Source organism: Pacificimonas pallii (assembly GCF_019204005.1).
Lineage (GTDB): Bacteria > Pseudomonadota > Alphaproteobacteria > Sphingomonadales > Sphingomonadaceae > Pacificimonas > Pacificimonas pallii.
Map to the genome: position 1 here is coordinate 203,211 of NZ_JAGSPA010000001.1, position 17,906 is coordinate 221,116.

15 protein-coding genes are annotated in these 17,906 nt (G+C 59.5%); 11 read left to right on the plus strand and 4 right to left on the minus strand.

Translation table 11 applies throughout. The annotated features are described in order from the left end of the window. Positions 1-223: 223 nt before the first annotated feature. The 9 genes from KCG44_RS00900 (at position 224) to KCG44_RS00940 (ending at position 10,349) form a co-directional block, all read left to right on the plus strand. Positions 224-2,518: a bifunctional salicylyl-CoA 5-hydroxylase/oxidoreductase gene (locus KCG44_RS00900; protein WP_218443627.1), complete on the plus strand. Its 2,295-nt coding sequence runs from the start codon at positions 224-226 to the stop codon at positions 2,516-2,518. Between the two features lie 7 nt (positions 2,519-2,525). Next, positions 2,526-3,281 carry an SDR family NAD(P)-dependent oxidoreductase gene (locus KCG44_RS00905; RefSeq protein WP_218443628.1) on the plus strand — a complete coding sequence of 252 codons (756 nt, stop codon included), beginning with the start codon at positions 2,526-2,528 and terminating at the stop codon, positions 3,279-3,281. Beyond that, entirely contained in the window at positions 3,278-3,763 is a 486-nt protein-coding gene (locus KCG44_RS00910) for a MarR family winged helix-turn-helix transcriptional regulator (protein ID WP_218443630.1), read from the plus strand. Before KCG44_RS00905 ends, KCG44_RS00910 begins: the two co-directional genes overlap by 4 nt. Further along, positions 3,753-4,556: an enoyl-CoA hydratase family protein gene (locus tag KCG44_RS00915; protein ID WP_218443631.1), complete on the plus strand. Its 804-nt coding sequence runs from the start codon at positions 3,753-3,755 to the stop codon at positions 4,554-4,556. Before KCG44_RS00910 ends, KCG44_RS00915 begins: the two co-directional genes overlap by 11 nt. Then, the gene (locus KCG44_RS00920; RefSeq protein ID WP_218443632.1) at positions 4,556-5,722 is read left to right on the plus strand and encodes an acyl-CoA dehydrogenase family protein; all 1,167 of its coding nucleotides are present in this window, start codon (positions 4,556-4,558) and stop codon (positions 5,720-5,722) included. Before KCG44_RS00915 ends, KCG44_RS00920 begins: the two co-directional genes overlap by 1 nt. 2 nt (positions 5,723-5,724) lie before the next feature. Further along, the gene (locus KCG44_RS00925; RefSeq protein ID WP_218443633.1) at positions 5,725-7,338 is read left to right on the plus strand and encodes an AMP-binding protein; all 1,614 of its coding nucleotides are present in this window, start codon (positions 5,725-5,727) and stop codon (positions 7,336-7,338) included. 72 nt (positions 7,339-7,410) lie between these two features. Further along, complete coding sequence (locus KCG44_RS00930) at positions 7,411-7,809, plus strand: acyl-CoA thioesterase (RefSeq protein WP_218443635.1); 399 nt, start codon at positions 7,411-7,413, stop codon at positions 7,807-7,809. Between the two features lie 5 nt (positions 7,810-7,814). Further along, complete coding sequence (locus KCG44_RS00935) at positions 7,815-8,213, plus strand: RidA family protein (protein WP_218444606.1); 399 nt, start codon at positions 7,815-7,817, stop codon at positions 8,211-8,213. Positions 8,214-8,450: 237 nt separating this feature from the next. Beyond that, the gene (locus tag KCG44_RS00940; RefSeq protein ID WP_218443636.1) at positions 8,451-10,349 is read left to right on the plus strand and encodes a cation:proton antiporter; all 1,899 of its coding nucleotides are present in this window, start codon (positions 8,451-8,453) and stop codon (positions 10,347-10,349) included. Between the two features lie 66 nt (positions 10,350-10,415). Here the strand turns inward: KCG44_RS00940 and KCG44_RS00945 are convergent, their stop codons facing one another. Beyond that, positions 10,416-11,705, minus strand: a complete 1,290-nt coding sequence (locus tag KCG44_RS00945; RefSeq protein WP_218443637.1) for a hypothetical protein — start codon at positions 11,703-11,705, stop codon at positions 10,416-10,418. 169 nt (positions 11,706-11,874) lie between these two features. On the opposite strand from KCG44_RS00945, the gene KCG44_RS00950 reads away from it, so the two are divergent. Then, a complete protein-coding gene (locus tag KCG44_RS00950; protein WP_218443638.1) occupies positions 11,875-12,474 on the plus strand; it encodes a 2-hydroxychromene-2-carboxylate isomerase in 600 nt (199 codons plus the stop codon). A 210-nt stretch (positions 12,475-12,684) separates the two neighbouring features. Further along, complete coding sequence (locus tag KCG44_RS00955; RefSeq protein WP_218443640.1) at positions 12,685-13,632, plus strand: hypothetical protein; 948 nt, start codon at positions 12,685-12,687, stop codon at positions 13,630-13,632. A 25-nt stretch (positions 13,633-13,657) separates the two neighbouring features. Here KCG44_RS00955 and nadB read toward each other — a convergent pair whose 3' ends face one another. The 3 genes from nadB to tldD all read right to left on the minus strand — a co-directional run bounded on the left by nadB (position 13,658) and on the right by tldD (position 17,905). Further along, positions 13,658-15,268 (minus strand): L-aspartate oxidase, encoded by a 1,611-nt coding sequence (gene nadB / locus KCG44_RS00960; RefSeq protein WP_218443641.1) that lies wholly within the window; start codon positions 15,266-15,268, stop codon positions 13,658-13,660. Positions 15,269-15,322: 54 nt separating this feature from the next. Beyond that, on the minus strand, positions 15,323-16,249 hold the full coding sequence (locus tag KCG44_RS00965; protein WP_218443643.1) for an ABC transporter ATP-binding protein: 927 nt from the start codon (positions 16,247-16,249) through the stop codon (positions 15,323-15,325). Positions 16,250-16,456: 207 nt separating this feature from the next. Further along, the gene (tldD, locus tag KCG44_RS00970) at positions 16,457-17,905 is read right to left on the minus strand and encodes a metalloprotease TldD (RefSeq protein WP_218443644.1); all 1,449 of its coding nucleotides are present in this window, start codon (positions 17,903-17,905) and stop codon (positions 16,457-16,459) included. Position 17,906: the final 1 nt, after the last annotated feature.

Here is a 17,906-nt window from a genome sequence, read left to right on the forward strand (position 1 = left end):
AATATCGACTTGTTCCCGGCAAAACCGGCACCGCCATTCATGGCCTTCCCTTTCGAAATTACCAGAGGTTTCAGCAGAAACTGCATTGGCAGCCGGCCAATCATAAACGCGAACCCTATTGCTTCAAGCATAAAATTTTAAGCTTGAAGCTTTTCCTTCGATCCGCTAAAGCTGCTGTTCGTGAGGAGCGTCATATGCGGATCATCAGCGAGGGGGGCCGGGGATGAAAATCGCATGCCTGGGCGGCGGTCCCGCCGGTCTCTATTTCGCGATATCGATGAAGCTTCGCCAGAAAGACGCCGAGATCGTCGTTTACGAACGCAATCGGCCGGACGACACCTTCGGCTGGGGCGTCGTCCTGTCCGACGAGACGCTCGCGAACCTGGAGCGCAACGATCCTGTCAGCGCCGTGCATATCCGCGACAGCTTTGCATATTGGGACGATGTCGCGGTCCATTTCAAAAATGAGCGGATGGTCTCAAGCGGACATGGTTTTTGCGGGATCGGCCGCAAGAAGCTGCTTGAAATCCTGCAGGGCCGCGCTCGAGAGCTTGGTGTCGACCTGCGTTTCGAAGTCGAGATCGGTTCCGCTTCGGCCTATATGGATGAATATGATCTGGTCGTGGCCGCCGATGGATTGAATTCCAAAGCGCGGCTGGAATTTTCCGAAATCTTCAAACCCGACATTGACGAGCGGCTTTGCCCCTTTGTCTGGCTTGGCACCCATCAGAAATTCGATGACGCCTTTTCCTTTATCTTTGAGGAGACGGACAAGGGATGGGTCTGGGCGCATGCCTATCAATTCGATGAGCGCACGGCGACATTCATCGTCGAGTGTTCCCAGGGGACCTTTGATGCATTCGGGTTTGGCGAACTAAGCCAGCAAGAGAGTATTGCGGTGTGCGAGAAAATTTTCGCCAGACATCTGGGTGGTCATTCCCTGATGACCAATGCGCACCATATACGCGGCTCCGCATGGATCCGTTTCCCCCGGATCTTATGCGAAAAATGGCATCACGAAAATCTGGTTCTGCTTGGCGATGCCGCGGCGACCGCGCATTTTTCGATTGGCTCCGGCACCAAACTTGCCTTGGAAAGCGCGATCGCCCTTGCCGGGAAAATCGAAGCATCCGCCGATTTGCCGACGGTGTTTTCAGATTATGAGGCCGAACGAAGGCTCGAAGTTCTTCGCCTGCAATCCGCAGCCCGCAATTCCGTCGAATGGTTCGAAGACCTGGACCGCTATCTGAAACTCGACCCCGTGCAGTTCAATTATTCGCTGCTCACCCGGTCGCAGCGGATCAGCCACGAGAATCTGCGCGAACGGGATGCCGACTGGCTGCGTTCGGCCGAGACATGGTTTCAGGAACAGGCAGGCACCCGTTCGGACGGTCCGCCTCGCGCGCCCATGTTCGCGCCGTTCGAACTGCGCGGCATGAGCCTCAAGAACCGGGTCGTCGTCTCTCCCATGGCGCAATATAAAGCGGTCGATGGCTGTCCGACCGACTGGCACCTTGTCCATTACGGCGAGCGTGCCAAGGGCGGCGCGGCGCTGATCTACACGGAAATGACCTGCGTGTCCGGGACAGGCCGGATTACACCTGCCTGCCCCGGCCTTTACAAGCCGGAACATGAAGCCGCCTGGACGCGCATTGTGAATTTCGTGCACGCTGAAACCGATGCGAAGATCTGTTGCCAGATCGGTCATTCCGGCCGGAAGGGGTCGACCCGGATCGGCTGGGAGGACATGGATGCGCCGCTGAACAGCGACAATTGGCCATTGATATCGGCGTCGGCCATTCCCTGGTCGAACGGCAATGCCGTGCCGCGGGCAATGTCTCGCGAGGACATGGATGAGGTCCGCGATCAATTCCTATCCGCCGCGGCGATGGCGGCGCGCGTGGGCTTTGACATGATCGAACTCCACGCCGCCCATGGCTATTTGATCTCCTCCTTCATTTCGCCCGTCTCCAATCATCGCCAGGATGAATATGGCGGCTCGCTTGAAAATCGAATGCGCTATCCGCTGGAAGTCTTTGGCGCCATGCGCGATGTCTGGCCAAAGGCGAAGCCGATGTCGGTACGCATCTCGGCAAATGACTGGGTCGGTGACGACGGTATCACGCCGGAAGAAGCGGTCGCCATCGCACAGATGTTCGCTGATGCCGACGCCGACCTGATCGATGTGTCGGCGGGCCAGACCTCAACCGAGGCCCAGCCGGTATATGGCCGCATGTTTCAGACGCCGTTCGCGGACCGGATCCGCAACGAGGCCAATGTCAAAACGATGGCGGTCGGCAATATTTACGAAGCGGATCACGTCAACTCGATCCTGATGGCGGGCCGTGCCGATCTGGTGGCCCTTGGCCGACCGCATCTGGCCGACCCCTATTGGACGCTGCATTCAGGCACTGCGATCAGGGATCGGGAGCAGCAATGGCCGCTGCCCTACCTGGCCGGGCGGGACCAGGCCTGGCGACTGGCCGACCGGAACGAAGAAATGGCAGCCAAAGTATGAGTTTGCTATGAGTTTACAGGGCAAACATGCCATAATTTCCGGTGGCGGCTCCGGTGCCGGCGCGGAAATCGCGGGCAGCCTCAGCGAGGCCGGGGCGAAGGTGACGATCCTTGGTCGCCGCAGGCTTCCGCTCGAAAACGTTGCGGACGCCAATGGTGGTCTGGCCATCATTTGTGATGTGACGGACCGCGCCGCGCTGGATGACGCAGTGGCACAGGCGATCTCGAAACATGGTCCGGTCGACATCGCCATTGCCAATGCCGGTGCCGCCAGCAGCCGTCCCTTCGCCGATCTGAAAGTGTCGGACCTTCAGGCTTCGCTCGATGTGAATTTGATTGGCGTCTTCAATCTCTGGCAAAGCTGTCTGCCGTCGATGCTTGGTCGGGGTTGGGGACGAATGATCGCGATCGCCTCGACCGCAGGGGTGAAGGGCTATCCTTATGTCGCCCCATATTGCGCGGCGAAACACGGTGTCGTCGGCCTGACCCGCGCCCTGGCGCTGGAGCTGGCGGCCAGGAACATCACGGTGAACTGTATCTGTCCGGGCTTCATGGAAACGCCGATGCTGGATCGTTCGGTAGAAACCATCGCCGACAAGACCGGAATGTCGACGGCAAAGGCGAGGCAGGCCCTGCAAAGGTCGAATCCGCAGGACCGGTTCATCCAGCCGCATGAGGTTGCCAGCGCGGCGCGCTGGCTCTGCGGCGCCGGCGCCGGCGGAATGAACGGGCATGCGCTCACCCTTTCCGGCGGTGAGATATGACCGCAAAAACACCAGCCAGCCCGCAGGAACTACCAAGTAAGGATCGGTTGCGCCTGTGGCTGAAGATCCTGAAAACCGTACGGTTTATCGAGGCGGAGTTACGCGAGAATCTACGTACGGAATTCCAGTCCACCTTGCCGCGTTTCGACGTCATGGCGGCGCTGCACCGGTATCCTGCGGGCCTGAAGATGGGTGAACTTTCAGGCGTGCTGAAAGTCTCCAATGGCAATGTCACTGGCATTGTGGATCGCCTTGTCGACGAGGGCCATGTCGTTCGCGAGTCCGTCCCTGGCGACAGGCGGGCCGCGCGCGTGCGCCTGACGAGCCGCGGTCGTGACGAGTTTATTGTCCAGGCCGCGGCCCATGAAGCCTGGATCAATGGCCTTTTGCAGGCAGTGGACTCCGCTCAGGCCGACGAAATTTCTCTCATATTCGATCAAATCCTCGCACCTCATTTCGGGCAGAATCTCAATGACCACTAACGCGCCAAAACACTTCCTGTGCGACATTGAAAACGGGGTGGCGACGGTTCGGCTCAATCGGCCGGAACGCAAAAACCCGCTCACCTTCGATAGCTATGCGGAACTGCGTGACTGGTTTCGGGAGTTGCAATATTCCGAGGAAGTTCATGCTGTGATCTTTGCGTCCAATGGCGGGAACTTTTCCTCTGGCGGCGACGTGCATGAGATCATCGGTCCCCTGACCAGGATGAGCATGAAGGAATTGCTCGCCTTCACGCGCATGACAGGTGATTTGGTGAAGGCGATGCTGGGCTGCGGCAAACCTGTCATCGCCGCCATTGACGGTGTCTGTGTGGGTGCCGGTGCCATTCTGGCAATGGCATCCGATATTCGCTTCACTGCGCCCGCTTCCAAAACGGCATTCCTGTTCACGAAGGTCGGCCTTGCCGGGTGCGACATGGGCGCCTGCGCCATTCTACCGAGGATCATCGGCCAAGGCAGGGCCGCTGACCTGCTGTTTTCCGGGCGGTCCATGTCCGCGCAGGAAGGGGAGGCATGGGGTTTTTTCAACCGGATCGTCCCTGCCAATGATCTCCTCGCGGAAGCGCAGAGCTATGCCAGAACCCTCGTCGCTGGTCCGAATTTTGGGCATATGATGACCAAGACAATGCTGATGCAGGAATGGTCCATGTCGATTGAGCAAGCCATCGAAGCTGAGGCCCAGACACAAGCGATCTGTATGCAAACGGCCGATTTCGAGCGCGCTTTTCACGCGTTTGTGAAAAAGGAAAAGCCCATGTTCGAGGGCAATTAATGGCGGACAGATCTTTCCTCGATTGGCCGTTTTTCGAAGACCATCATCGTGTCCTGGCAGAGGAACTCGACGCCTGGGCATCCGTGGCGGCCGAACGGATCGACCATAACGATATCGACAAGGCCTGCGCGCAGTTCGTCGCCAAACTCGGACAGGATGGCTGGTTGCGGCACAGCGCCGTCGATCCCCGCAGCGCCGATTCAAGAATGGATGTTCGGTCTTTATGCATTGTTCGGGAAACTCTGGCCCGGCATGATGGCCTGGCCGATTTTGCGTTCGCAATGCAGGGATTGGGGACGGGCGCGATATCGCTTTTTGGCAATGCGGCGCAGCAATCGGAATGGCTGACGAAAACCAGAAGCGGCGAAGCCATTTCGGCTTTCGCACTGACGGAGCCGCAATCGGGATCGGATGTTGCAAATTCGGCGATGAGCGCCGTTCCGGCGGGTGGCCACTATGTCCTCAATGGCCAGAAGACGTGGATATCGAACGGCGGGATTGCGGATGTCTACACGGTTTTCGCAAGAACGGGCGAAGCCCCGGGAGCAAGGGGACTATCGGCCTTCATCGTCCCCGCCGGCCTTCCCGGTTTTCACATCACCGAGCGATTGGAAACCATCGCGCCGCATCCCCTGGCGACATTGCAGTTCGATAATTGCAGGGTCCCAAAGGAATATCTGATTGGTGACGCGGGACAGGGGTTCAAGATCGCCATGTCGGTTCTGGATGTTTTCCGGCCGACGGTCGCTGCGGCAGCGCTGGGCTTTGCGAGACGCGCACTTGACGAAAGTCTGAAGCGAGTGACGACGCGGCAGATCCAGGGGGCATCCCTGTTCGACCTGCAGATGGTTCAGGGACATATCGCGGACATGGCCGTCGATATCGATGCCGCCGCATTGCTCGTCTATCGTGCGGCCTGGATGAAGGACATGGGGGTCCCCCGCATTACGCGAGAAGCGGCGATGGCAAAATTATTCGCCACCGACCGGGCGCAGGAGGTGATTGACAAGGCGGTACAGCTGCACGGCGGCGACGGCGTGCGATCGGGGCAGAAGGTTGAAGAACTCTACCGTGATATCCGTGCCTTACGTATTTATGAAGGGGCGTCGGATGTTCAAAGGGTGGTCATCGCCCGGCAGGCGCGCGCAGCGTTTGAGGAAGCGTAGCGATGCTTGGACCCAGCGCCCATAGCGACACATTCGCCCGTGATCATCTGCCGCCGACCGAGCAATGGCCGGATTTCCCGCTCGATGGGTTCAGCTATCCCGATCGCGTGAATGTCGGCGTTGAACTGACAGACGCGATTGTCGAAACCGGGATGGGCGACAATATAGCGCTGATCGGCAATGGCCGCAGACGCACCTATAAGGAATTGGCGGACTGGACCAACCGGCTCGCCCATGTCCTGGTCGACGACCTTGGCGTCAGGCCGGGAAATCGCATTCTGATCCGGTCCGCCAATAATCCCGCCATGGTGGCGTGCTGGCTCGCGGCGACCAAGGCGGGCGCAGTGGTCGTCAACACGATGCCGATGCTGCGCGCGGCGGAGCTTGGCAAAATTGTCGACAAGGCGGAAATCGCCTTGGCGTTATGCGACACGCGCCTGATGGATGAAATGACCGCTTGCGCCAAGACAAGCAAGCATCTGAAATCTGTCGTGGGGTTCGACGGCACATCCAACCATGATGCCGAACTCGACCGCTTGGCGCTCGAAAAATCAGTGAAATTCGAAGCGGTTCGAACAGGCCGCGATGATGTCGCATTGCTCGGGTTCACATCGGGAACGACTGGGGAACCCAAGGCGACGATGCATTTTCACCGCGATCTTCTGATCATCGCCGATGGCTATGCCAGGGAAGTTCTCGATGTGACGCCGGACGATATTTTCGTGGGCTCACCGCCCCTCGCATTCACCTTCGGTCTCGGCGGGCTCGCTGTATTCCCGTTGCGGTTTGGCGCGACCGCGACACTGCTGGAGGACGCGTCACCGGCGAACCTCATCAGCATCATCGAGGACTACAAGGCAACGATCTGCTTTACAGCCCCCACCGCCTACCGGACACTGTTGAAGGCGATCGACGACGGCGCCAATATGCTGTCGCTCCGCGCCGCCGTGTCCGCGGGAGAAGCTCTACCGGCACCCGTTTATGATGAATGGATCGCAAAGACGGGCAAGCCGATGCTTGACGGCATTGGCGCGACCGAGATGCTGCATATCTTCATCTCCAACCGTCTGGACGATCACCGGCCTGCCTGTACCGGCAAAGTGGTTTTTGGCTATGAGGCGCGGATTGTCGACGATGCCGGGCAGGAATTGCCGCGCGGCGAAATCGGCAAATTGGCGGTTCGCGGACCGACAGGCTGCCGCTATCTCGCCGATGACCGGCAGAGCGACTACGTGCAGGACGGCTGGAATCTGACCGGCGACAGTTTCACAATGGACGCGGATGGTTATCTCTATTTCGCCGCGCGCAGTGACGATATGATCATCTCATCGGGATATAATATCGCCGGCCCCGAGGTTGAGGCCGCGCTTCTGTCTCACGCCGCGGTCATGGAATGCGCCGTTATCGGTAGCCCGAATGAGGATCGGGGTGAGATCGTCGAAGCGCATGTCGTCCTGGCGCCGGGCTGGGCCGCCGATGATCCTATGAAAAAGGCGCTTCAAGACCATGTCAAAGCGGCGATTGCGCCCTATAAATATCCGCGCAGCATAAAGTTCGCCGCCAGCCTTCCCAAAACCCAGACCGGAAAAATCCAGCGTTTCCGCTTGCGGGATTGACCGCGGGAATGACAGGAATCTCCCCCCCTCTCGAACCGCTAAAATCAGCCACTTTGCGCAGACTGTTCTGACATGCCGTTCACGATAGAACAAAAGGTCCTGTTTCGTCATTGCGACCCTGCGGGAATCGTTTTCTTTCCGCGTTACTTCGAGATGATCAATGACGCCACGGAGGCCTTCTTCGAATGGCTGGAATATCCATTTGAAAAAATACTGGCCGAAGGCGGCGTGCCAACAGCACAGATCGAGGCACAGTTTCAAAATCCTTCCTATCACGGAGATATTTTGGATATTGCCGTATCATGCCTGAAGGTCGGTAGATCGAGCGCCGATATGAAATTTCAGGCAACATGCCGCGATCAATTGCGTTTCCTTGCGCATTCGACACTCGTTCACACCGGCACTACTGGTCGTTCCGCCGCGTGGCCGGAGTCACTTCAAACGTCCCTCAGACAATCAAGAGAGCGATAATCGGCATGCCGCATCATTTTATCCAGCCCGATAACTGGGCCCCTGCAAAAGGCTATGCGAACGGTGTCATGACGGCCGATGGACGGCTGTTCATAGGCGGCCAGATTGGCTGGAACGAGATGCAGGAGTTTGAAAGTGACGACTTCGTCGCCCAGATGGAGCAGACGTTGAAGAACATTCTTCAGATCGTTCACACCGCCGGCGGAAAAGCCGAAGATATCACCCGGCTGACCTGGTATGTGACGAGCAAGCGCGAATATCTGAAGCGCCAGAGCGAAGTTGGCGCGGCTTACCGCAGCGTTCTGGGCAAGCATTTTCCCGCTATGACAATGGTTGTCATTTCAGAGTTGATCGAAGATCGCGCAGTCATCGAAATTGAAGCAACGGCCGTCATCCCGAATTAGACAGGCGCGGAATTTCCGGCGGGCGGTAAGGGCTGCGCAGACCTGCCAGAATGCTGCCCCCCCGCCGGCCCGGCATGACCACTTGCAATATGGTGGATAATGAACTGTGCACCCGGCGGCAAAACCGCATTTCCCTGCCAGGACAAAATATGCTGTTTGTTTCGCAGACACATGGCGTAGTAAGGCAGCGGTCCGTCCCAGTGGGGCTGGACGGGACCACGAGCGAAAGCGTATTTCATGGATGATCTGACCATCAAGCTGGCGGCGATTGGTGCCATCGGCATCGGCGCGCAGTGGATTGCATGGCGTACCGGCTGGCCGGCCATCGCACTGATGCTGGCGGGCGGTATCCTGGCGGGGCCGGTGACGGGGTTCATCGATCCGGTCGAGGATTTCGGCAATCTGTACCAGCCTGCCGTGAAGCTGGCGGTGGCGATCATCCTGTTCGAGGGCGGATTGAGCCTGAATTTCAGAGAGCTGCGACATGCGGGCTGGGGAGTGTTCCGACTGGTGACGCTGGGCACCCTGATCGCCTGGGGCCTGGGCGCGCTGGCGCTGCGCTATGCGGCTGATATTGCGTGGGAACCCGCGATCCTTTTCGGCGGCATATTGGTGGTCACAGGGCCGACGGTGATCGGCCCGATGCTGCGGCAGCTGAGAATCGGCAACCGGCCGAGCGACATCCTGAAATGGGAAGGCATCGTCAACGATCCCATCGGCGCGCTGCTGGCGGTCCTGACGCTGGCCTATGTCAACACGACGGAAGTCAGCGGCGGCAACGCCATCGCCGATATCGGCATGCATGTCGGCCTTGCCTCGCTGTTCGCCATCGCGCTTGGCGTCGGCATGGCGTGGTTCATCGCCTATCTGTTCCCGCGCGGACTGGTGCCGGAATTTCTGAAAGTGCCGGTCGTGTTCGCACTCGTCATCCTTGGTTTTGTGATTGCCGACACCGTCGAGCATGAGACCGGCCTGCTGACGGTCACGGCCATGGGCATTGCGCTCGCGAATATGAAGCTGGACAGTTTCGGTGAGATGCGCCGCTTCAAGGAGAGCGTCACGATTCTGTTGATATCCGGCGTGTTCGTGATCCTGTCGGCGACGCTGAACCTGGAACTGATCCAAAGGTTCGAGCTGCGCTTCATCCTGTTCCTGATCCTGCTGCTGTTCGTGGTGCGGCCGCTGAGCGTGCTGATCCCACTGCTGTTTTCGAGCATTCCGTGGCCCGAGCGCATATTCATGGCGTGGATCGCGCCGCGCGGCGTCGTCTGTGTCGCGATCACCGGGCTGTTTGCGATCCGTCTGGAAGAACTGGGTTTTGAAGACGCCGACGCATTGATGCCGCTGGCCTTTGCCGTCGTCATTATCACCATTATCGCGCATGGGTTTTCCGCCAAATGGGTTGCCCAGAAACTGGGCATAGATCAGGGGCCGGGGCGGTCGGTCCTGATCGTCGGCGCGACGGGCTGGTCGATTGAACTGGCGGAAGCGCTGGTGAAGCGTGACGTGCCCGTCACCATCGCGGATACGAGTTTTCTGGCGCTGCGCCGCGCCCGCCAGAAGGGCGTCGAAACATTCCACGGCGAAGCGCTGGAGGCCATTCATGAGGATCATCTGGATGTCTTCAGCTATCAGTCGGTCATCGCGGCGACGGACAATGATGCGTATAACGCGCTGATCTGTGCGGAGCTGGGGCCGGAAATCGGCCGCGACAGGGTTTTCCAGCTGGGCAATGAAGAAGAAAAAGGCATTTCGACACTGCCCTCCGCCCTCAAGGGACGCATGCTGATGAAGAGCGCCGCTGGCCTGCTCGAGCTACTGGCGCGGCGCGAACAGGGCTGGGAATTCAAGCAGACCCGAATTGGCGAAAAATATACGCTGGACGACCTGCGCGCGCGTCTGTCCGGCAACAGCGAACTGTTCGCCGTTGTGACGCCTGAAAAAATCGTGAAATTCTTCACCAGCGCTGCCCGCCCGAGCATCAATGAGGGCGACTTCGTCATCGCCTATATCCCGCCCGGCGGTGATTCAGCCGACGAGGACGAGAAGGAGGCGCTGAAAGAGCGCGCCCGCGAGGCCAGGGAATCCGCGAAGACCGATGTGGCGCCCGGTGATGGCGGGCTGGCACCGGCCTAGGGCGAGTGCCGGTAAAGGGGGGCTGCCACCGTCAAAGCCGATATGACGGGACGTCCGAGGGTGCGATTACTCCAGCAGATCACCCGGCAAGGTGGGTTCTGAAATCAGGCGCTCAAACGCGGCCCATTTCGCTTTCTGCCCGCCCGGCTGCCGCGCGATATACGCCTCTACCATGTCGAGTCCGAGGCCGTAATTGACGATATAGCTGCGATAGGTGTCGATGAATTTCAGCGACTGTTCGGCCTTCTCGGGCGAAAGAAGCTGGATCTCCTGCATCGCCCTTGCGGCCCCGGCGCGGGACATGCGCCCGGCGAGGTAGGCATCGGCGATCGTGTACCGCGCCGGGGTCAGCTCCGCCAGCGCCTCATTCAGTTCGGCAAAGCGCGTAGCGGTCGCGGGATCAAGTTCAGCCAAGGGGTATAGCACCTTGGCCTCGAACGCGGTCTTCGCATCGCCCGGAAACGCCATTTCGATGCCCGCATTGGCCGTGCCCTCCGCGATCAGCGAAAGCGGCGAAAAAAGCGGATAGACTTGGAATTCCGGCCAGCCGCGGCCTTGCACCAGGCGCGCTTCCAGGAGGGCATTCAGCGTATGGTGACCGGGATAGCCCTCGTGACAGCCAAGGTCGACGGCGCGGGAAATCTTCACCGGCAGGTCGGTGTTGACCTGAATCAGACTGTTCGCGTCGCCCTGGTAATAATTATATCCGCTCCATGGCTTGTCCTTCACGAACTCAAGCGTGAAGCGCTCATTTTCCGGCAAATCGATATAGAGTTCGGTTGCCGCCCGGCAGCGCGCGATCGCCGCGCGCATGACCTTGCCGAGCGCAGCTTCGGGGATTTCATATTGCCTGCTGACAGCATCGATGCGTTGCCACAGCGGGCCGTCGCCGGGAACAAGCCTGGCGATACGGGCATGGACCTCGCCAAAGCTGTCGAGAGCAGGCAGGTCGGGCATCACGCCAAATAGCAGTTCCGCCTCTTCGGCGAACGAATATTCGCGGCCGCGCCGCATGGCGATGCGGGCTTCAACGGCGCGAAGCTGCGCGGCCATGAAATAGAGCCGCTTCTGCGCGACACGGTCAGAGGGGAAAGCAAGGCCCAGCGTGTCGAGGCGAAGGCGGTGCGCATCCCGTTCGAGGACAGCGAGCGGGCGCTGACTGGCCTGCGCCTCCGCCTCCCATGCCGCGGGGCCGTAATAGGCATCGACATAGCCTGCTTCATATGTGCCATATTCAAGGACGAGGCGAACATATTGTCGGGCAATGTCGTCCATCGTCCCGGCCCGTATCGGCGCGGCCATGATGGATAGCAGCGTGAACGCCGCCAGCGCGGCATATCGTAGACTTAAAGGCATGAAGCTCTCCCTATGATGCGGCAATGCCAAATGCGGACGATGCCGACAAGCCGGATGGCCGCAAAAGGGTCGGTGCGGGAAATGCAGCCTTTCACGTCCATTCGTGTAAACAGGCAAAGCGCGCCGGGACAAACGAGCTGGACCCGCGGCTCTGGAAGGAGAATTTCCGATGGCGAAGACGCTGGAGTTCCTGATCGACCTGGTCAGCCCGAACGCCTATCTGGCATGGTATCCCGTGAAGGACCTGCTGAAACGCACGGGTGCGGAGCTGAAGATCACGCCGGTGTTTCTGGGCGGAATCATGAAGCTGACGGGCAACCGGCCGCCGATGATCGCCAATGCGGGGATCAAGGGCAAGAATGAGTATTTCATGCTGGAAATGCGGCGTTTCCAGGCAAAGCACGCGCTGGCGAAGTTCGCCATGAACCCGCATTTTCCGTTCATGACGATCGCGGTACAGCGCATGATGTGCGCGGCGGTGCGGGATGGTCGCGGTACAGAATTCATCGAGCTGATGCTGCCGCACGCATGGGAGAATGGCGCGAATCTGGGCGATGTCGCTGTTTTAAAAAAAATTCTGGCAGCATCGGATTTCGACGCGGACGCGATGGCGGCAGCGGCCGGCGATGCGGCGATCAAGGCGGAATTACTGGCAAACACCGAAGGCGCGGTGGCGCGCGGAGTGTTCGGCATCCCGAGCTTTTTCGTCGGTGATGAGCTGTATTTCGGGAAAGACCGCCTGGACGGCGTGGAGGACGCCCTGGGTTGAACCACTGCGCCCGCCATCCTCGCAAAGGCGAGTATCCAGAGTGTCGACATTACGCCTGCATTTGCCCGCCTGGACTGGAACCCCGGGTTAACGGAAATGACGAGCTTCTCGGGTGATTTCCCTATTGGCACCATAAAGACGGTTAGCCGTTAAATCGCTATCAACGTTGCTGCTTTATACACTTGTCAAATGGCCGGGCCGGAAAATGATATGAGTGCAGATATGCCTGTCTCTCAACCACTTAGCGAGCCTCGTAAAAGGAAAAATGAATCGAAATTCCGGACAAGAACCGACGAGGTATTACTACTTCTTTTGTGGGTGTTCATCGGAATTTTGTTTACTCGCGGAATGCATGAGTTAGGAATCGATAGAGACCTGAATTTTTTACCCTTAATTGTGACTGTCTGGATCGCCTCGGAACATTTTCGATATATGGGGCCATCGATTTTTATTCAAAAGTTCGCGTCGGTGGCGATGTTTATTTCTATAATAATTTCCTGCTTCAATGCTTTTGATATCAACATCGCAGACTATAATCATCCTCGTGTTACGCCTAACGGCGTAGTCTTTACATCAATTTTATCATTTATTGGAATGCTACTGCATTGGCGACGTTTTGCCTGGCTACCGTCCTTGGGCCCTGCAGTTTTCGCACTACTAATCGGCCTTATTGTAGCGCTGACATTGTTATTGCCAGGCACAGATAGAGATATGTGGAAACCAATACTAATCGTCTCAGCGACCTTGGGAATGGCACTCTCGAGACGTTTTGTAAATTTCTTTAATAAAGATGATAATAAAATCGCTGTAGATTGGAGTATACGGCTCTGCGTTTTATTTGGGTGCTGGGCGCTAGGAACACTATTTCGCTTGGACATTAGCGAATCGATCGGCTTAGCAATATTGATTGCATGTATTTTTGTCGGGATAATTATTTTCATTGGCCTCTTCAAAAACGATTTCTGGTGCATACTTTTCGGGGTGATGCTGTTTGTTTCCGGATGGGGTCAAGCTGTGCGCTTTGACCAGCGACCTGAATACGGTCATGTCACCTATTTCATGATAATTGTGTTGGGTGCGCTATTGCTAATCGGCGTCAACTGGCAATTGATGAGAGGTACTCTTGTGAATTGGGCACGAGCGCGTTTGAAATCCTAACCTGTGCCAATTTTCGGAGCGCCCGCTAGGGGACCAGCACCGTATCGCTCGCGACCGGCAGCGTGTGCGTGCAGTCAGCATTATAGTGCAGCCCGCGGCTTTCCGGGCGTTCCTGGGCGCTTTGTACGATCAGGTCGGCGACGGTGACGAGGTTGCGCAGTTCAATCAGGTCGCCGCTGACGCGGAAATTGCCGTAATATTCCTCGACCTCGGCCTTCAGCATGTCGATGCGGTGCGCGGCGCGTTCGAGGCGCTTGTTGGTGCGCACGATGCCGACATAGTCCCACATGAAGCGGCGGATTTCACGCCAATTGTGCTGCACCACGACCTCCTCATCGGGGTCACGGACGCGGCTTTCATCCCACGGACGGATGTCCGGCGGCGTCACGAGGTCGGCGCGGGTTTCCAGAATGTGCGCTGCGGCGCTCTCGCCATAAACCAGACATTCGAGCAGGGAATTGGAGGCGAGGCGGTTGGCGCCGTGCAGGCCCGACTGGGTGACTTCGCCCGCCGCGTAAAGCCCGGGCAGATCGGTGCGGCCATCGCGGTCCACCATGACGCCGCCGCAGGTATAATGCTGCGCCGGAACGACGGGGATCGGCTGTGTCGTCATGTCGATGCCGAGGCCCGCGAGCTTCTTCAGGATCGTCGGGAAATGATGCTCGATGAAGCGCTCGCTCTCATGGCTGATGTCGAGGTGGACATAGTCGAGGCCGAGGCGCTTGATTTCATGATCGATGGCGCGGGCGACGATGTCGCGCGGCGCGAGTTCGCCGCGTTCGTCGAAACGGGGCATGAAGCGCTCGCCGCCGCCCTCGACACCGGGCGGAAGTTTCAAGAGTCCGCCCTCGCCGCGCACGGCTTCGGTGATCAGGAAGTTCTTGACCTCCAGATTGTAAAGGCAGGTCGGGTGGAACTGCATGAATTCCATGTTGGAGACACGGCTGCCCGCGCGCCAGGCCATGGCAATACCGTCGCCGGTCGCGCCCCTTGGCGCCGTGGAGAACAAATAGGTGCGCCCTGCCCCCCCGGTCGCAAGAACGGTCGCCTTCCCCGTGATCGTATCCACTTTCCGCGTATGCCGATTATAGGCGTAGACGCCCCAGACCTGCCGCTCGTCATCCTCCGCCGTGGGCGAATGACGACCGGTGATGAGGTCGATGGCTACCATGTCGGGAAGCAGTGTGAGGTTGGGTTCCGCCCGTGCCGCTTTTTCCAGCGCCTCCTGCACCGACCAGCCGGTGGCGTCGTCGACATGGACGATGCGGCGGGCGGAATGGCCGCCTTCCCGGGTCAGGTGCCAGCGTTCATTGCCGGTTTCATCGGGATTGAAGGGAACGCCCAGCTCCGCCAGCCGCGCAATGGCGCGCGGCGCATTTTCGACGACGAATTCGACGGTCTGCAGATTGTTGAGGCCCGCGCCTGCGATCATCGTGTCATTGATATGCGATTCGAACGTGTCGCCCGGCTCCAGAACCGCTGCGATGCCGCCCTGCGCCCATGTGGTCGAGCCCGCATTGAGGTCGCCCTTCGAAAGCACGGCGACTTTCATGGTTCTGGCGAGCATCAGCGCGGCGGTGAGCCCCGCCGCGCCGCTGCCGATGATGACGGCGTCGAAGGATAGGGGTGCCGTCATGCGCTATGTGGGTTCCGTTTACTTCCCTGCCCACTGGGGAGGCGTTTGTTTGTTTCAGGCATCGACCACTCCGGCACTGGTGAGATTGAGGAATACGTCTTCGAGGTCGGCTTCGCGGGTCGAGACGTCGTCGACCGTCAGGCCGCGTTCCGAAAGGGCGCTGAGCAGCTGTCCGGCACGGATTTCGGCGCGGTTGTAGGTCAGGACCAGTTCGCGTTTTCCAACGAGTTCGGCTTTCAAAACGGGGAGCCCCTTCGGCACCGCGTCCAGGTCGCTGGCAAGCACGGCAATCAGGATTTTTTCCTTGGCGGTGGCGAGGAGCGTGGAGGTCCTGTCATTCGCGATGACTTCGCCGTGATTGATGATGGCGATCCGGTCGCAAAGCTCTTCCGCCTCCTCCAGATAGTGCGTCGTCAGGACGACGGTCGTCCCCTCCGCATGCAGCTGGCGGACATATTCCCACAATTGCTGGCGCAGTTCGATATCGACGCCCGCAGTCGGCTCGTCAAGGATCAGGATGGGCGGGTTGTGCACCAGCGCCTTGCCGATCAGCAGGCGGCGCTTCATGCCGCCCGACAGCGTGCGCGCATAGGCGTTCGCCTTGTCCTCAAGCCGCAAGGCGCGGAGGATTTCCATGGACCGGCGGTCTTTCGGCGCGACGCCGTACATGCCCGCCTGCAACTCCAGCGCTTCCAGCGGCGTGAAGAAAGCGTCGAACAGCACCTCCTGCGGCACGATGCCAATGGCACGCTTCGCATTGCGCGGGTCGTCGTCAATGTCGAAGCCCCAGATGGAGGCACTGCCCGCCGTCTTGTTCACCAGCCCCGCAAGGATGTTGATGAGCGTCGATTTGCCCGCGCCATTGGGGCCGAGAAGACCGAATATCTGGCCGCGCTCGACATCGAAGCTCACGCCCTTCAGCGCGCGCTTGCCGTCGGAATAGACCTTCTCGACGTCACGGATTTCAATAGCTGCTGTCATGATGTGAGGCGTTAGCGGCGCGCGCGGGCGCCGTCTACGCCTCGCACGGCTACACTTTTTGCCGCATTAATTGTCGTCGTACCGGCAAAAGCCGGTCTCCATCTTTTGCGAGAGGGCCAGGGCGTGAACTCCAGAGGTGGACCCCGGCCTGCGCAAGGGTGACGGGGGGAGGGATGGCGGGAAGAAAGCGCGGGATATCCCTTTGCGCTACGCAGCCGTACCGCCAACCGTCAGCCCCTCGGCCAGCAGGGTCGGCTGGCCAACGCCCGCGGGCACACTTTGTCCGCCCTTGCCGCAAATGCCGACGCCCTCGTCCAGCGCGAAATCATTGCCGATGGCGGTAACACGCTTCATCACGTCGGGGCCATTGCCGATCAGCGTCGCGCCCTTGATCGGCGCGCCGAGCTTACCGCCCTCGATCCGATATGCTTCGGTCAGGGAGAAGACGAATTTGCCGGACGTGATGTCGACCTGCCCGCCGCCGAAGCTTTTGGCGTAAATCCCGTCGCCCGCCCTTTTGATGATGTCCTCTGGCGCCGCTTCTCCGCCCAGCATGTAGGTGTTCGTCATGCGCGGCATGGGCGCGTGGGCGTATGATTCGCGGCGGCCATTGCCGGTCGGCGCCGTATCCATCAGGCGCGCATTCAGGCGGTCCTGCATATAGCCGACCAGCACGCCGTCCTCGATCAGCACGGTTTCTTCCGTCGGCGTGCCCTCATCATCGATGCTGAGCGATCCGCGCCGGGCCTCCATCGCGCCATTGTCGACAATGGTGACGCCCTTGGCGGCAACCCGTTCGCCGATGCGGCCGGAGAATGTCGACTGGCCCTTGCGGTTGAAATCCCCCTCGAGCCCGTGGCCCACAGCCTCGTGCAGCAGCACGCCGCACCAGCCGGGGCCCATGACAACGTTCATTTCGCCCGCCGGGGCCGCGACGCTTTCCAGGTTCACCAGCGCCTGCGCCAGCGCGATATCGATACCGCGCTGCCAACTCGCCTCGTCCATCAATTGTTCCAGGTCATAGCGGCCGCCAATACCGTGATAGCCGCGTTCACGGCGACCATTGGCATCCACGACGATCTCGATATTCATGCGCACAAGAGGGCGGATATCGCGCGCGGTGAAGCCGTCCGCGCGGACGATTTCGACGGCGGAGTGGCTGGCCATCATGCTGACCGAGACCTGATGCACACGCGGGTCTCGTGCACGGGCGGCGGCGTCGATCCTGCCGAGCAGGCCGATTTTATCCGCAAAGGGCGTCGCGTCGATGGGGGAGTTGGCGCCGTATAACGAACGGTTGGTGCGGCGCGGCGACGGCGCGATGATCGCGTCATGGCCTCTGGCGGCAAGCCCCACCGTCTCGCCCGCGCGGCGGATGGCGGCTTCGCTCAGCACATTGGAATGGGCAAACGCGGTCTTCTCCCCCGCCAGCCCGCGCAGGCCAAAGCCGCGCATATGATCATAGCCCGCCTTTTTCAGACGGCCATCGTCGAACACAAAGCTCTCCGAAACCGCATTCTGCACGTAAAGCTCGCCGTCATCGGTGCCAGACAGGACATCCGCGACCACATCCGGCAGGCGGGATGGATCGAGGTCTGTGTCGGCGTAAAGCAATTCGGCGGGATCGGCGGCGCGCGCGTGAGGAGTTTCGGTCATC

Excerpts from the sequence above, each read along its gene's own strand:
- KCG44_RS00900 (WP_218443627.1), top strand. The coding sequence starts at position 224 with ATGAAAATCGCATGCCTGGGCGGCGGTCCCGCCGGTCTCTATTTCGCG.
- KCG44_RS00905 (WP_218443628.1), top strand. The coding sequence starts at position 2,526 with ATGAGTTTACAGGGCAAACATGCCATAATTTCCGGTGGCGGCTCCGGT.
- KCG44_RS00910 (WP_218443630.1), top strand. The coding sequence starts at position 3,278 with ATGACCGCAAAAACACCAGCCAGCCCGCAGGAACTACCAAGTAAGGAT.
- KCG44_RS00915 (WP_218443631.1), top strand. The coding sequence starts at position 3,753 with ATGACCACTAACGCGCCAAAACACTTCCTGTGCGACATTGAAAACGGG.
- KCG44_RS00920 (WP_218443632.1), top strand. The coding sequence starts at position 4,556 with ATGGCGGACAGATCTTTCCTCGATTGGCCGTTTTTCGAAGACCATCAT.
- KCG44_RS00925 (WP_218443633.1), top strand. The coding sequence starts at position 5,725 with ATGCTTGGACCCAGCGCCCATAGCGACACATTCGCCCGTGATCATCTG.
- KCG44_RS00930 (WP_218443635.1), top strand. The coding sequence starts at position 7,411 with ATGCCGTTCACGATAGAACAAAAGGTCCTGTTTCGTCATTGCGACCCT.
- KCG44_RS00935 (WP_218444606.1), top strand. The coding sequence starts at position 7,815 with ATGCCGCATCATTTTATCCAGCCCGATAACTGGGCCCCTGCAAAAGGC.
- KCG44_RS00940 (WP_218443636.1), top strand. The coding sequence starts at position 8,451 with ATGGATGATCTGACCATCAAGCTGGCGGCGATTGGTGCCATCGGCATC.
- KCG44_RS00945 (WP_218443637.1), bottom strand. The coding sequence starts at position 11,705 with ATGCCTTTAAGTCTACGATATGCCGCGCTGGCGGCGTTCACGCTGCTA.
- KCG44_RS00950 (WP_218443638.1), top strand. The coding sequence starts at position 11,875 with ATGGCGAAGACGCTGGAGTTCCTGATCGACCTGGTCAGCCCGAACGCC.
- KCG44_RS00955 (WP_218443640.1), top strand. The coding sequence starts at position 12,685 with ATGAGTGCAGATATGCCTGTCTCTCAACCACTTAGCGAGCCTCGTAAA.
- nadB (WP_218443641.1), bottom strand. The coding sequence starts at position 15,268 with ATGACGGCACCCCTATCCTTCGACGCCGTCATCATCGGCAGCGGCGCG.
- KCG44_RS00965 (WP_218443643.1), bottom strand. The coding sequence starts at position 16,249 with ATGACAGCAGCTATTGAAATCCGTGACGTCGAGAAGGTCTATTCCGAC.
- tldD (WP_218443644.1), bottom strand. The coding sequence starts at position 17,905 with ATGACCGAAACTCCTCACGCGCGCGCCGCCGATCCCGCCGAATTGCTT.